This window comes from Acetobacteraceae bacterium, from assembly GCA_039613835.1.
In the GTDB taxonomy this organism is placed as follows: Bacteria; Pseudomonadota; Alphaproteobacteria; order Acetobacterales; family Acetobacteraceae; genus Sorlinia.
Genome location: CP154827.1, coordinates 408,246 through 423,201, shown reverse-complemented (window position 1 = coordinate 423,201; position 14,956 = coordinate 408,246). Strand labels below are relative to the sequence as shown.

Sequence of the window (14,956 nt, the reverse complement as noted above, 5' to 3'; positions counted from 1 at the left end):
CTCATGATCGAATAATCTCAGGGTCGGATTATCAATCGTTCTTCCGTTTGGTCAATGGGCGATCAATGTCGCCACCCTGTTCGATCTCCCTCCTGTCGCCACTTCGGCATCGCGAAAAGCACGTCGAAGCGAAACGGCCATGCAGAACGTCAGGCATCCAGGGGCGGACTTTGCCGTCTCCTTTACCCTCAGCTTACGTCTGTGCATAATGGCCACGATATTTCATTTTCTTATTAAGAAAGGTGAGACCCATGTCTCGTACCGTAACCGTCAAACCATTTGATTACGTCATCTTCGGCGCAACAGGTGATTTGACGATGCGCAAACTGCTCCCCGGCTTTTATTATCGGATGCTTGAGGGGCAGGTGCCGGAAGAGGCGCGCATTATCGGCACGGCGCGCTCGCCTCTGACCCGTGAAGCGTATCAGGGACGTGCGCTGGAGGCCCTTAAGAAGTTTGTCAAAAAAGAGGATTTCGACGACGCCAAAATTCAGCGTTTCCTGAAGCTCGTTCATTATGTCAGCCTTGATGGCCCCAAACCGGAGAGTGATTGGAACAGTCTGCGCGCGCTCATTCCCGAAGACAGGGCGGATCGTGTGCGCGTCTTTTATTTCGCGACAGCGCCCAACCTCTATGGTGCGATTGCTAAAAACCTACATGACAAGAAACTCGCCGTTGGCGACGCACGCGTTGTGCTGGAGAAGCCGATCGGCGTCGATCTCGCGACCGCGAACGAAATCAATGATTCGGTCGGGCAATATTTCAAGGAAGAAAATATCTTCCGCATTGATCATTATCTCGGCAAGGAAACCGTGCAAGGCGTGATTGCCCTTCGCTTCTCCAATCCTATGTTTGAGGCTGTCTGGTCATCCGACTATATCGAGTCCGTGCAGATTACCGCTGCTGAAACAGTGGGTGTCGAAGGACGGGGCGCTTATTATGATGAGTCCGGCGCCCTGCGCGACATGATCCAAAATCATCTGCTTCAGGTGCTCGCGCTGATCGGGATAGAAAAACCAGCCTCAATGGCCGCTGATGATGTGCGCGACGCCAAGGTTGCCGTGCTTCAGGGCCTGAAGCCTTTCGACAGTAAGACGATCGCGTCTCACGCTGTGCGCGGGCAATATGTCGCAGGAAAGATGGGTTCTGAAAATGTCCCTGGATATTTGGAGGAACTCGGTAAGGAAAGCCAGACCGAGACCTACGTCGCGCTCTGCGCCGAAATTGACTCACCGCGTTGGAAAAACGTGCCGTTCTTCATCCGTACGGCGAAAAGACTTGAGCAGAAGGTCAGTGAGGTTGTCATCACCTTCAAACCAACGGAGTCGCGGCTTTTCCCGACGGAAGCCAAACGCAATGCGTTGGCCATCCGTGTCCAGCCGAATGAGGGTATTTCCTGGACGTTCAACGCCAAAAACCCCGAGCATGATGATTTCAGCCTCGGCCAGGCAACGATGCGCGTTGATTTCGCGCAGACATTCCAGACGCGTTACCCTGATGCTTATGAGCGCCTGATGCTGGATGCGGTCCGGGGTGACCCGATCCTGTTCATCCGTCGGGATGAGGTTGAAGCGGCGTGGACATGGCTGGCGCCGTTGATGAAAGCCTGGGCTGACAAAGTCACACCCATGGCACATTATAAAGCTGGTAGTTGGGGACCGGATGAAGCACGCGACATGCTGAAGCGCCATCATGCCCAGTGGCATGAAGATGTGTCTCTCTGACCCATGACGTCGCAGAAACAGGACGGCGCAACGCCGCAGCCATCCGGGCCCGGCCTTGCGCGTCGGCCCCGACGGACGTTGCGGCAGCATATACTGCGCCGTCTTCTGGTCATTATCCCGGTGGCGCTGATGACGCTTCTTGCCGCGAAAATGGGATGGCTCCCGAAAGCGGCGGACAAGGTTCAGTTCAATGATCTGGCCTGGTTTGACAATACCAAGTTGACGGAGCATTTGCGCCTGCTCGTGAAAGACCAGGGGCTGCTGGATGTGCCACGCCGCTGCGTTGTCCCGATCATCAACGGGGCCAACCCGGCACATGCCACGCATGTCCAGTTTCTGGTGCGTGCGACAGATAGCTGCCCCGGCATTGATGGCAAAACGGCCACGGCCTTCACGATTCTCGTGAATAAGGCGGACCGCACCTTGCAGAATGATGCGGGCAGTCCGGGGCATTATCACCCTATGCCCGCGCAGTGACGTCTCCGGGCAGCGGGGTCAAGGCAAACTTGTCTTGACGAAAGCCCGCCCCTGCTGCACGTAAAACACGGGTTAGATGGTCAGGCGACCGCTGCACCAGCATCAAGCTACGTGTAGAGGAAAGTCCGGGCTCCACGGAAGGACGGTGCCGGCTAACAGCCGGCGAGGGCAACCTCAGGGAAAGTGCCACAGAAATCAAACCGCTCAACGGGCTCTCGGGCTTTGGGTAAGGATGAAACGGCGCGGTAAGAGCGCACCGCTCGGGCGGCAACGTCCGGGGCATGGTAAACCCCATCGGGAGCAAGACCGAATAGGAGTGACGCGTCACGTCTGACGTGATGAAGGGCCCCTCCGCCCTGTCACTCGGGTTGGTTGCATGAGGTGCGATGTGAGTCGCGCCCAAGATGAATGGTCGCCCCGCCTCGGCGGACAGAACCCGGCTTATCGATCATCTGACCCACCGTTAATCGTTAATGGAAGCACCTTCCCTGTCACGGTTAAACGGGAACATAATAAGAACAAATAAAAAACAAAAGAGGGTCTTTCCATATTGTTGCACAGCAAATGAAACGCTTTTTTAACTCCAATAAAAAATTAAAATCTCGCGTACGCCTCTGATTTTTGGCGGTTTTCTACGGTTTTTTATTTGACTTCCCATAAAATCCCATGATATCCTGCAAAACGATAAAGATACTCGTTAACTGATTTCACGGGTGTTTGATGACAGATTTTGACGGGAGCAAGGCGGCGTGAGTGTGTTTTTAGGCACGCACCAAAACCGTTTTGACGCCAAAGGGCGTGTATCAATCCCCGCACCGTTCCGGAACGCGCTTAAGGCGCTGCAATCCGGTGACGGTACGCTTGTGATTCTGCGCCCATCGCATTTGCATCCCTGCATTGAGGCCTGGTCCCCCGCTTCTTTCGGCGCACTTGCCCGCCCGCTTGATGATATCGATATTTTTTCTGAGGAGCATGACGACCTCGCTGCCAGCCTCTATACTGAGGCCTATCCAATCGATTCGGATAAAGAGGGGCGCATCATCCTCCCTGACATGCTTAAGCAACATGCGGGATTGTCTGACGACGTCACTTTCATGGGCCTCGGACGCGTTTTTCAGATCTGGGAGTCGGGCGCGGCCATCAAAAGGCGGGAGGAAGTCCGTCTGCGCACCCGCGCCACGTCCGCGCAGCGCACCGCTTCATCCATCAAGGGGTCGGACGCATCATGACCGTTCCGCTTCCCCCGTGCGTCAAGATGCCAATCATATCGCAATTTGAGGGCCATAACCCGGTCATGCTGCGTGAGGTCCTCACGCTGTTGCAAATTCAAAGTCGCGGCACTTACCTCGATGGGACGTTTGGCGGCGGCGGTTATGCGCGCGCCATGATGGCAGAGGCGCCAGCCCATCTCTTCGCGCTGGATAAAGATCCCGATGCGATCACGCGCGGGCAGGCGCTGCAAGATCATTTTGCCGTCAATGATCGCAGGGCCGCGCCCACTTTTGAAATCCGCCAGGGAAATTTCCGCGATATGGCGACGCTTTTCGCCGATGTGGCGCCATTTGACGGGATCGTGCTTGATCTCGGCGTGTCATCTTTCCAGATCGATCAGGCTGAGCGCGGTTTCTCCTTCCGCCAGGATGGGCCGCTCGATATGCGCATGTCGCAATCGGGTCAATCCGCTGCAGATCTCGTTAATCATGCGGATGAAGCGACGCTGGCGGATATCATCTATCATTATGGTGAGGAGCGCCTCGCCCGTCGTGTCGCCCGCGCGATTGTCGCAGCGCGGCAGGAAGAACCAATCCATCGGACGGGACAGCTTGCCGCGATCATCCGCAAGGTGGTGCATCCTGACCGCTCACGCATTGACCCGGCGACGCGTACTTTTCAGGCCATTCGTATCGCCGTCAATGATGAGATGAATGATCTTGAACGCGTGCTTGAAACAGCACCCGGATTGCTGCGGGAGGGGAGTCGCCTTGTGGTGGTCACCTTCCATTCGCTGGAGAATCGCCTCGTGAAACGCGCCATGCAGGCGGCAGCGGGTCGCGTCGCGCGCCCATCACGTCACATGCCGGTGACTTTGGCGGAGCCGACAAACATGTATCGGCTGCCGCATGGTAAGCCGCTCACCCCTTCCGATGACGAAATTCAACAAAACCCGCGCGCCCGAAGCGCAAAAATCCGGGTACTGGAAAAAACACGACATATTATAGAGCCACTCGAGGGCACATCATGATTCGGCCATATACTATTTTCTGCGTCCTGCTCGCCGGCGCATCCGGGCTTTTCCTTTACTCGAAAAAGCATCAAACAAATGTTCTTGACGAGAACATCCGGACCATTGTTCGCCAGACGGATGATGTCCGGCAGCAAACCGCCATGCTGCAATCCCAATGGGCGCTTCTGAACCAGCCGGACCGCCTGCAGAAATTATCTGCACGCTTCCTGACGGATCTCACGCCGATGGCACCCACGCAATATAAGAGATTAGGCACGGCCATTGCCGCATTGCCAGCCCCCGGCAGTGCAGGACCGCAACGTGATATGATGGTCGCGAAGGCTTCCGCCCCGACAAGCAACGCGTTGGCGCAGCGTGCAGCGCCCGCGCCCGCGACACAAATGGGCCAGGTCGTAAAAGCCAAGCCGGCTGAAGTTATGGCCGCTGCACAGGGAGATGCGACGCCCCATCATGTTGTGACCGATAAGCCTCATCTTTCGACGCGCCTGGCCCTGGCCACACCCCCCTTGAAACATGAGGCGACACCAGCCGCGCGCGCGCGCGCTGACTCCCACGTGCATTACGCCACTTATCGCGGCGCCCGCGCTGTGGCAACGCCCGCTGTGGCCTGGCGCCCCTCCTCAGGCGGGCGTCTGACAGCCACGAAGGCACGTTACCGTCAGCTTGGCACACATAATACGAAGTCCACTTTTGCAATGGCTGACGGTGCGTTGCCACCGCCCGCGCCGCGGCGCCCTTGACTTGTCCCACCCAGTAAGCCGTGCCCAGCCCACCTCACGATGACGGAAAACGCAGAACGCGTCTGAACCGGAGAGCGCACCGCGCCGCTGCCCCCATCGCAGCCCGGCGTGAGCCGCCTTATCTGGAGCGGATGCATATACGTATTTTCTGGGTCGGGGTCGGGTTTACCTTCCTTTTTCTGGCGCTCTGCCTGCGCCTCCTCCTCGCCTCCATCATCAATCCGATGTTGCCGACCAACGGTGAAGCCAGTGCGCAAATCCCGATTGTGCCGGATTTGACGGAGGGCGATGACGGGCGGACAATGCCAGTCCTGCAAGTGCAGCGCGCTGCGATCACGGATCGCAATAGCCAGATCCTGGCCATGTCCCTCCCCGTCGCGCAAGTCTACGCTAACCCGCAGGAATTGATTGACCCCGAGGAGACCGCAAAAAAACTCAAAACCGTTCTTCCGGATCTCGATGTGAAATCAACGGTGCAGAGGCTGCGTCAGGATAAGCAATTTGTCTATCTTGCGCGGGACATTTTACCGTCGCAGCAACTAGCCGTCAATAATCTGGGCATCCCCGGTATTTATTTTGAAAATGGTGAGCGTCGCCATTACCCGCTCGGCCGGACAGCGGCCCAGATACTGGGTGCCGTGGATATTGATGACCATGGCGTGGCCGGTATTGAGAAATTCTTCAATGACCGCCTTTTGAAAGATCGGACACCGATCCGCCTTTCCATTGATACGCGGGTGCAGGTTGTCACGCGCGATGTGGTCAATAAAGCGATGCATCATTTTCAGGCGAAAGGCGCTGCCGGGATAGTCATGGATGTGCGTACGGGTGAGATCCTCTCCATGGTTTCCCTGCCCGATTATGACGCTAATGATTTCGGCCGCGCACCGGACGATGCCCGCTTTAACCGCGCTGTGACGGGAATGTATGAGCCTGGTTCAACCTTCAAGTTGCAGGTTGCCGCGGCCGCGCTTGAAATGAAAGTCGCGCATATCTGGGACCGGTTTTCAACCATTCCGATCAAGATCGGGCGCTTCACCATTCGCGACATTAAGTCAGATCATTTCGCCCCGTGGCTGGCCCTCCCTGATGTATTGGCGAAATCCTCCAATCCCGCGGCGGCCCATATCGCGCTCGATATCGGAGCGGAGAGGCAGCAATCATGGCTGGGACAAATGGGGTTTCTTGACCGCGTCCCCGTCGAACTCCCCGAAGCCGCCCGCCCCATCGTGCCCGCCCGCAAAAACTGGGGGATCGCGACGGTGATGACGATCGGTTTCGGTCACGGAATCGCGGAATCGCCTCTCGCCATCGTCCGGGGCACGGCGGCGACTGTTAATGGGGGCATTCTCATCACCCCGACCCTCCTTTCACGCGATGAAGACCCCGACACGATGGGTGCGGATGAAACCAGCCAGAGCACAAGCGTCGGCCTGCCGCCCACGCGGGATAGTGATGATCGCGCCGTGACGCCGGAGGGGCGACGCGTCCTTTCTGACAGCACATCCCGCCTTCTGCGCCGGATGTTGCGCCTCGACGTGACGCAGGGTACGGCCAGGAAAGCTGAAGTGCCGGGTTATTTCGTGGGCGGCAAGACAGGCACGGCGGAAAAAATCGGCGCGAACGGGCGCTATCTCAAACACGCGAATATCTCCGCTTTCACGTCGATTTTCCCGATGAATAACCCGCGTTACGCCGTGTATGTTATGCTTGATGAGCCGAAAGGCATCCCGGAAACCTATAATTTCTCAACAGCGGGCTGGAATGCAACGCCGACAGCCGGGAAGTTGATCGCGCGCATCGGTCCCATACTCGGCCTTTTCCCCGACGTGGAAAATGCCGCCAAAATCGACGCCGCCCTGGCCATGACGCTGGAGCCCGCCATCCCGCCCGGCGTGCGCCCGCTTGGGCCGGGGAATGACCCGGGCGCGGCGCGGGTCAGGAAAGCGGAGAAAAAGCCGCAGACCACCAAAATGAAATTATCGTCACAACCCAGAAAGTAAAGGAGGGCCGATTGCCATGCAATTGCAGGAGCTATTCAGACAAGCGCGCATCACCCTGCCCTCCTCCGTGAGGCCGGAATGGGTAGGTCGGACGGTTGGCGGGGTGACGAGTGACAGCCGCCTGGCCACCTTGAACAGTCTTTTCGTGGCGATTGATGGCGCCGCCGTCAGTGGCGCGACATTTATGCCGCAGGCAGTGGCGAAGGGGGCTGATGTCGTCATGTCCCATCACGGCCCCAATGCGGTAACCGCCATCGCGGGCCGTGACATCCTGCATCTTGCCTCTACCAATCCCCGGCGCGACCTCGCCCTTCTGTCCGCCGCGTTTTATGGCGCGCAACCTGCTGAGATCGCGGCCATCACCGGCACGAATGGCAAGACAAGCACAGCGGATTTTTTGCGGCAGATCTGGATGATGCGGGGCCTGCGTTCTGCCAGTATCGGTACGCTCGGCCTCGTTTCTGAGGGTTTGGATTTGCGCCTCCCTCCCCTGACAACGCCCGACCCGGTGAAGCTGGCCGAGACATTGCATGACCTCAAAACCCACCGCGTCGATCATGTTGCGCTGGAAGCCTCGTCTCACGGGCTTGATCAGTTTCGCCTTGATGGCGTCAGATTGACACGCGCAGGTTTCTCCAACCTCACGCGGGACCATCTGGATTACCATCAGACTCTCGACGCCTATCGCGACGCCAAATTGCGGCTTTTCCGAGAAGTCCTCCCCACAGCGGGTGTGGCGGCGATCAATGCAGATATGGACTCTGAAACGCTTGCGACATTAAAGGATATTGCAACGTCACGCGCCCTCGCGCTTCGCACAGTGGGCGTAGCTGGTGAGGCGCTGTGGCTTGTCAGTGCAAGGCCCCTCCCGACGGGGCAGCGTCTGAAACTATGCCTTTTCGGGGAAATGCTGGATGACATCGCCATCCCCCTCATCGGGCGCGTGCAGGTCGATAATATTTTGCTGGCGGCTGCTCTGGCATGGGACGATGAAGAATCCGCCCGTCAGATCTGTCAGGGTCTGACACAATTACAGGGCGTGCGCGGGCGGTGTGAATTTGTCGCCGCATCGCATCATGGTGCCTCGATATTTGTAGACTACGCCCATACGCCGGACGCGCTCGGCCACGTGCTGCAAAGCCTACGCCCGCATGCGCGGCATCGACTGACTGTTATTTTTGGCGCGGGAGGCAATCGTGATCAAGGGAAGCGCCCCCTAATGGGTCAGATTGCCGCCAGATATGCGGATCAATGCATCGTCACCGACGATAATCCGCGCGATGAGGACCCCGCTGCAATCCGCCGAGCCGTCATGCAGGGATGCCCTGACGCCACGGAAATCGGCGACCGCCACACAGCCATCGCCCACGCCGTGCTACATGCCGAACCGGGCGATATCGTCGTCGTCACCGGCAAGGGGCACGAAACCGGGCAGATCATTAAAGACGCAGCGCATCCATTTGATGATGCCGCCGTCATTCGTGAGATTTTGACAGCCGCGCAGGGCGGTTCTGTCATTAAGACAGCAAACAGGGTGAATGCATATGACGCGCCTGGTTAAGCGGCAAAGCGGCAAAAGGGAACTGAGATGACCGTTCTATGGAAAGGTGAGGAGCTGGCAGAGGCGACGGGTGCGACAGCGGCCCCTGATATCGCCATCACCGGTATTTCCATCGACACGCGCACTCTGCAGCCCGGTGATCTCTTTATAGCCCTCGAAGGCTCGTCACATGACGGGCACGCCCATGTTGCGGAGGCTTTCGGCAAAGGCGCGGCCTGTTGCATTGTGCATCGCCCCGTCACGACGTCCGGCCCTCTGATTGAAGTGCCGGATAGTTTGAAAGCGCTGCAAGCGCTGGGCGTCTATGCGCGCAGCCGCTTCACCGGCAAAATGATTGCCATCACTGGCAGTGTCGGCAAGACAACGACGAAGAACATGCTCCATGCGGCTTTGGCGACGCAGGGCCGCACCCATGCCGCGGACAAGTCCTTCAACAATCATATTGGCGTGCCGTTAACGCTGGCGCGTCTGCCCCGCGATATCGTATGGTGTATCTGTGAAATCGGCATGAACCATGCTGGCGAGATTGCGCCCCTTGCGCAGATGGTCCGCCCGGATGTCGCGATCATCACATCCATCGGAAACAGCCATATCGGGCATCTCGGCTCACTGGAAGCAATCGTAGAGGAGAAATCCGCGCTTTTCGCCAGTCTGCGCCAGACCGGAACCGCCATCGCCCCCGATTCGGTTTTTGGCAGGGACGTCCTCAAACGCAAGCTTGAAGCATCCCGCGCACGATTTATCAGTGTTGGCACCGCACCCTCGGCGGATATGCGCCTGCTTGATCTTCAGATGACGGCGGAGGGGAGCAGTTTCACTTTTTCCGGGCGTCACGTCGCGCTCAGTGTGCCGGGGCGGCACCTTGCAAAAGACGCCGCGCTCGTCCTTGCGGGGGTGAAGTCCGTCGGTGCGGATCTGGACCTCGCCATTGCCGCCCTGGCCCGTTACAAGCCGGATGCGGGACGCGGTATGCGCCTGCCAATCCTGAACGAGTCCGTTACACTTCTGGATGAAAGTTACAACGCCTCCGGATTGTCAATGCGGGCCTCACTCGCCACTCTTGCCCTCATGCCGGCAAAGCGGCGGATTGCCGTTCTGGGCGACATGCTGGAAATGGGTAACCACGCGCAGGAAGCCCATCTGGCGTTGCTGCCGGACATTGTCGCGAGCGCTGACGCGCTTTATTGCTGTGGCGCCGCGATGAAAGATGTTTTCGACCACCTCCCGACGGGAAAAAAAGGCGCCTGGTGCGAAACCGCCAGTAGGCTTGCACCGCTCTTAATCAAAGGGCTCGCCGCCGGGGATGTTGTCCTCGTTAAAGGCAGCTTCGGAAGCTGTATGCGTGATGTCGTTGACGCACTGAAAAAGCAGGGAAATCAAGGCTGATGCTTTACAGCTTGTTCGCCGTAAGTGAGAGCGGTCATGGTGGCCTGTTCAATCTCTTCCACTATTTGACGTTCCGATCCGGCGGCGCGTGTCTCACGGCGCTTGTCATCAGCCTCAGCCTCGGGCAGCCTTTCATACGCTATCTCAGACGCATCCAGCGCGATGGCCAGCCCATCCGGGAATTGGGCCCCGCGCGCCATCTGACTGAAAAAGCAGGCACGCCGACGATGGGCGGCGTCATGATCTTCCTGTCTCTCATCGCCTCGACGCTCTTATGGGCTGATCTGAGAAACGGCTTTGTCTGGGCCGTTCTGTTTGTCTCCTCGGCGTTTTTCGCTGTCGGATTTGCGGATGATTATCTCAAGCTCTCCCGCCGCAACAGCCATGGTGTCTCCAAAAAAATGCGGTTGGGGTGCGAATTTCTGGCCGCGCTTATTGCCGGATACTGGTTGCAAAGCCTGATGCCGGTCGGGATGCAGAATGCCCTGGCTATCCCTTTCATCAAAAATCTTCTCATTCCGCTTGGCTTGGCCTTCCCCATTTTTGCCATGCTAACGATTGCGGGTTTTGGCAATGCGGTTAATTTCACGGATGGGCTCGATGGACTGGCGATTGTGCCGACTCTGATCGCGACACTCGTCTTCGGTGTCATCACTTATCTGGTCGGCAATCGTGTCTTCGCGGAATATCTTCAGATCCACTTCATCCCCGGGACAGGGGAGCTCTGTGTTTTCTGCGCCGCCCTGGTTGGGGCGGGTCTCGGATTTCTCTGGTTCAATGCCCAGCCGGCCGAGGTTTTCATGGGGGATACCGGGTCCCTCCTGCTTGGCGGTGCGCTCGGCGCGATTGCTGTCGCGATCAAGCATGAAATCGTTCTCTGTATTGTCGGCGGGCTTTTTGTTGTCGAGACAATTTCAGTCGTTATTCAGGTGTTCTGGTTTAAGCGCACCGGGCGGCGCATTTTTCTGATGGCCCCGATTCACCATCATTTTGAGAAAAAAGGATGGTCCGAATCTAAAATTGTCGTCCGATTCTGGATCATCGCTTTCGTGCTGGGGCTGATCGGTCTATCAACCCTGAAACTCCAATAAACCGTTCCAGATGATCCAGCCATTTCCCTCCACGCTCTTCAAAGGCCAGCAGTTTCTGGTCGTCGGCCTCGGTAGAAACGGCTTTGCAGCCGTCAATGCCCTGTTCGGGATGGGCGCGCGGGTTACGGCCTGGGATGATCGTCAGGATATCGACCGGTCACACACGCATCCCTACCTGACATATGCGTCCCCGACCACTCTCAAAGGGTTTGACGCGCTCATTCTCTCGCCCGGCATCCCGCATCACCTCCCCAGCCCCCACCCCTTGGCGGCGCTGGCGCGGCGTGAGGGGGTTCCAATATTGTCGGATGCCGAAATGCTGTACCGAGCCGTGAAATCACAGGGCGCGAAAGCACGATTTGTCTCCATCACCGGCACGAATGGGAAATCGACGACAACGGCACTGATCGCCCACATTCTCGCCCATGCCGGTTTTGATGTGGCGGCCGGAGGCAATCTCGGCCCCGCCGCGCTCGCGCTTCCCCTTTTGGATGATCGGGGAGTCTATGTGATTGAAATGTCTTCCTACATGCTCGAAAGGCTGGACAGCTTCCACGCTGACGCGGCCTGCCTGCTGAACCTGACGCTCGACCATATGGAACGCCACGGCGATATGCAGCATTATGCCGCGGCGAAGGCACGTGTTTTTGACCATATGACGACGGCGGATCGCCTGATTGTCAGTATTGATGACGCAGAATGCCGGGATATTTATGAGATGCTCCGTGCGCGCGGCGCGCAACCACATGCGCTTTCCCTGCACCAGCCCGCTAATCTGACCCCGGCTCTGCTGGACTTGTCACAGGCACAGGCTTTGCGGGGGGCGCATAATATGCAGAATGCCCTTGCCGCCTACGACACTTGCCGCTTCCTCGGCGTGGCGGCGGAGAAAATTTTGGCGGGGCTCAATAGTTTCCCCGGCCTTCCCCATCGACAGGAGGTCGTGGCGCGCATTGATGGCGTGACTTTCATCAATGACAGCAAGGCAACAAATGCGCAGTCAGCGGCCACGGCACTGCAATGTTATGATCGCGTCATATGGATCGCGGGAGGGCAGGCTAAGGAAGGCGGGATCACGTCGCTTTCTCACCTCTTAAATCGCGTCACGAAAGCTTTTCTCATCGGTGAGGATGCTTCGAAACTCGCCGTGACCCTTGAAGCGAACAACGTGGCGTGGGAAAACTGCATCACGCTGGAACGCGCCGTCATCCAAGCCTTTGCGGCGGCTAAGGCGACCTGGACGCACGTTATTCTACTGTCTCCCGCCTGCGCCAGCTTCGATCAGTTCGCGCATTTTGAAGCACGTGGAACCGCATTCCGGGATCTGGCGCAATCGCTTGATACGCCCGCAAAATTTTCGGCATGGGCCGAAGGTGAAAAGAGCTGATATGGCCGGCCCCTCCCGCGTTGATAATTCGGCTTTCGGACGTTGGTGGCGCAATATTGACCGCGTGACGCTTTATTGCGTCGGGGTGCTCCTGGCATTCGGCTATATCCTCGTCCTCGCCGCTAGCCCGGCTGTCGCAGTGCGCATCGGCGCATCGCGTGAAATGTTCATTCTCAAACAGGTGATTTTTCTGGCCGTGGCCGGCATTGTGACTTTGTTCGTCTCCACCATGTCGCGTGAGGCGATCCGCAAAATGGCGCTGATTGGCGGGGGGCTCGCTTTGCTGGCCACGCTCATGACGCTGGTGCATGGGCTGGAGATTAAAGGGGCACGGCGCTGGATCGCTCTGCCGTTCATGTCCGTTCAGCCTTCCGAGTTTCTCAAACCGTTTTTCGCGATTGTCACGGCGTGGCTGCTTGCCAAACGGCGCCAAACGACGCGCGACGGTAAAATGCTGCATTTCCCCGGCATGGTCATCGCTTTCGGCGTTTATGCGGTCATTCTCTTCCTTCTTAAATCGCAACCGGATATCGGTATGCTCTCCGTCGTGACGATGGTTTTTTTTGTGCAGCTTTTTGTCGATGGATTGCCGCTGATCTTCGTCGGCGCGGGTGTCGGGGCCATGATCGCCGCCTTTATCGGCGCCTTCATCGCCTTCGCCCATGTGCGCTCTCGTGTTGAACGCTTTCTACATCCCAATCTGGGCGACCATTACCAGATCGACATGGCCCTGCGCGCCTTCGGCAATGGGGGGCTGTTGGGTCGCGGCCCGGGGGAAGGCCGCGTGAAGGATCTGCTTCCCGATGCCCATGCGGATTTCGTTTTCGCCGTTGCGGGGGAGGAATATGGCATGATTGTCTGCGCCGCCGTGATCGGCGTGTTTCTTGTGATAGTCATTCGCAGCCTGCAATGCGTTTTGCGCGAGCAGGATCCGTTCGCTATCGTCGCGGTTTCCGGCCTTATTGCAGGGTTCGGCCTTCAGGCTTTCATCAATATGGGCTCAACCCTGCATCTCATCCCGACCAAGGGAATGACCTTGCCCTTCATCTCCTATGGTGGCTCTTCCGCATTGTCGGTAGCGTTGACAATGGGCATGATCCTGGCTTTGACCCGGCACCATGTCGGATCAGACACGAATTTCCTCCATGGTGGCAGTCCGGATATGCGGCGAAACTGGACAAACGGCACGCGGAGGCACCTCCCGTCATGAAAAAAACAATCATCATCGCCGCAGGGGGCACAGGGGGGCATTTCTTCCCCGCGGAAGCCCTGGCCCTGGCCCTGCAACAGCGCGGTTATCATCTGGTTTTAATGACCGACTCCCGCGCCGGCCATCGTCCGATGGGGCCATTTTCTCACCAGCCGCAATATGTCCTCCGTGGACGCGGTGTCGCGGGTAAAACACCCTGGACGAAGCTGCGCAATCTTTATGAGCTTTTCAAAGGCGTGCAGCAGGCGCGGCGGCTTCTCCGGCAATTGCGACCGGCGGCCATCATCTGTTTCGGCGGGTATCCTTCAATTCCGCCTGCGATCGGCAATCTCAATATATTCGGGCGCAGCCGTGCGAAATTGATCCTGCATGAAGGCAACGCCCTGCTGGGCAAGGCAAACCGCCTGCTGGCCCGGCGCGCCAGCGTCATCGCCACATCATTTCCGAAACTTGAGGGCACATTGCCATCGCGACCCGTCATCTATACCGGGATGCCCGTGCGCCCTGAAATCGAGGCCCTTTATACGCGCCATTACTCAGATGCGCGGACGCATATCAATCTGCTCGTCTGGGGCGGCTCCCTCGGGGCGCAGGTTTTTTCAGAAATCGTGCCGGACGCGCTGAGTCGACTTCCGCAGGAGGTCCGACATCGCCTGCATGTCACGCAGCAGACGAAGGAAGGCGACATCAGCAAAGTGCGGGAAATTTACGAAACGGCCGGGATTGAGTGCGCGCTGGCGCCGTTTTTTGAGGATGTTGCGGGGCTTCTGGGACGCAGCCACCTCGTGATCGGGCGCGCCGGGGGCTCATCCGTTGCAGAGCTGACCATGGCAGGATGCCCGGCCATCCTCATCCCCCTCCCCATCGCCGCTTCGGATGAGCAATCCGCCAATGCCCGGAAATTGGAGGAAGGCGGTGCAGGCTGGTGCATCAGCCAGTCAGAGCTGACCGCAGCGCACCTTTCTGAAAAAGTTGAAGCGCTTCTGACCAATATTGACCAATTGGCCGAGGCATCCAGCGCGACCCATCGTCTGGCGATGCCCGCCAGCGCCGAACGTCTCGCTGAGGTGGTTGCGTTCCAGATCGGGGATGCTTCGCAACATTGAATGATTTGACACCCGTTTCGAAAGCT

The 14,956-nt window shown here is 58.0% G+C and carries 12 protein-coding genes and 1 other RNA gene; all 13 read left to right on the top strand.

The genetic code is table 11. The annotated features are described in order from the left end of the window. Nucleotides 1-251: 251 nt before the first annotated feature. The 13 genes from zwf to murG all read left to right on the top strand — a co-directional run bounded on the left by zwf (nt 252) and on the right by murG (nt 14,930). Nucleotides 252-1,724, top strand: a complete 1,473-nt coding sequence (gene zwf, locus AAYR33_02435; protein XAO71817.1) for a glucose-6-phosphate dehydrogenase — start codon at nt 252-254, stop codon at nt 1,722-1,724. Nucleotides 1,725-1,727: 3 nt separating this feature from the next. Then, nucleotides 1,728-2,201: a hypothetical protein gene (locus tag AAYR33_02430; protein XAO71816.1), complete on the top strand. Its 474-nt coding sequence runs from the start codon at nt 1,728-1,730 to the stop codon at nt 2,199-2,201. Nucleotides 2,202-2,273: 72 nt separating this feature from the next. Further along, nucleotides 2,274-2,661, top strand: an RNA gene (gene rnpB, locus AAYR33_02425) — RNase P RNA component class A. Between the two features lie 289 nt (nt 2,662-2,950). Then, a complete protein-coding gene (gene mraZ / locus AAYR33_02420; GenBank protein ID XAO71815.1) occupies nt 2,951-3,430 on the top strand; it encodes a division/cell wall cluster transcriptional repressor MraZ in 480 nt (159 codons plus the stop codon). Next, nucleotides 3,427-4,443 (top strand): 16S rRNA (cytosine(1402)-N(4))-methyltransferase RsmH, encoded by a 1,017-nt coding sequence (gene rsmH / locus AAYR33_02415; protein ID XAO71814.1) that lies wholly within the window; start codon nt 3,427-3,429, stop codon nt 4,441-4,443. The genes mraZ and rsmH overlap by 4 nt, the downstream gene beginning before the upstream one ends. Then, complete coding sequence (locus AAYR33_02410) at nt 4,440-5,186, top strand: hypothetical protein (protein XAO71813.1); 747 nt, start codon at nt 4,440-4,442, stop codon at nt 5,184-5,186. The genes rsmH and AAYR33_02410 overlap by 4 nt, the downstream gene beginning before the upstream one ends. A gap of 95 nt (nt 5,187-5,281) precedes the next feature. Further along, the gene (locus AAYR33_02405; GenBank protein ID XAO72350.1) at nt 5,282-7,189 is read left to right on the top strand and encodes a penicillin-binding protein 2; all 1,908 of its coding nucleotides are present in this window, start codon (nt 5,282-5,284) and stop codon (nt 7,187-7,189) included. A 16-nt stretch (nt 7,190-7,205) separates the two neighbouring features. Further along, nucleotides 7,206-8,750 (top strand): UDP-N-acetylmuramoyl-L-alanyl-D-glutamate--2,6-diaminopimelate ligase, encoded by a 1,545-nt coding sequence (locus tag AAYR33_02400; protein XAO71812.1) that lies wholly within the window; start codon nt 7,206-7,208, stop codon nt 8,748-8,750. Between the two features lie 27 nt (nt 8,751-8,777). Next, nucleotides 8,778-10,136, top strand: coding sequence for a UDP-N-acetylmuramoyl-tripeptide--D-alanyl-D-alanine ligase (gene murF / locus AAYR33_02395; GenBank protein XAO71811.1), 1,359 nt, complete (start codon nt 8,778-8,780; stop codon nt 10,134-10,136). Beyond that, entirely contained in the window at nt 10,136-11,227 is a 1,092-nt protein-coding gene (mraY, locus tag AAYR33_02390; GenBank protein ID XAO71810.1) for a phospho-N-acetylmuramoyl-pentapeptide-transferase, read from the top strand. The genes murF and mraY overlap by 1 nt, the downstream gene beginning before the upstream one ends. Nucleotides 11,228-11,237: 10 nt before the next feature. Continuing rightward, complete coding sequence (gene murD / locus AAYR33_02385; GenBank protein XAO71809.1) at nt 11,238-12,614, top strand: UDP-N-acetylmuramoyl-L-alanine--D-glutamate ligase; 1,377 nt, start codon at nt 11,238-11,240, stop codon at nt 12,612-12,614. Between the two features lies 1 nt (nt 12,615). Further along, a complete protein-coding gene (locus AAYR33_02380) occupies nt 12,616-13,824 on the top strand; it encodes a putative peptidoglycan glycosyltransferase FtsW (GenBank protein ID XAO72349.1) in 1,209 nt (402 codons plus the stop codon). Next, nucleotides 13,821-14,930 carry an undecaprenyldiphospho-muramoylpentapeptide beta-N-acetylglucosaminyltransferase gene (gene murG, locus AAYR33_02375; GenBank protein ID XAO71808.1) on the top strand — a complete coding sequence of 370 codons (1,110 nt, stop codon included), beginning with the start codon at nt 13,821-13,823 and terminating at the stop codon, nt 14,928-14,930. Before AAYR33_02380 ends, murG begins: the two co-directional genes overlap by 4 nt. Nucleotides 14,931-14,956: the final 26 nt, after the last annotated feature.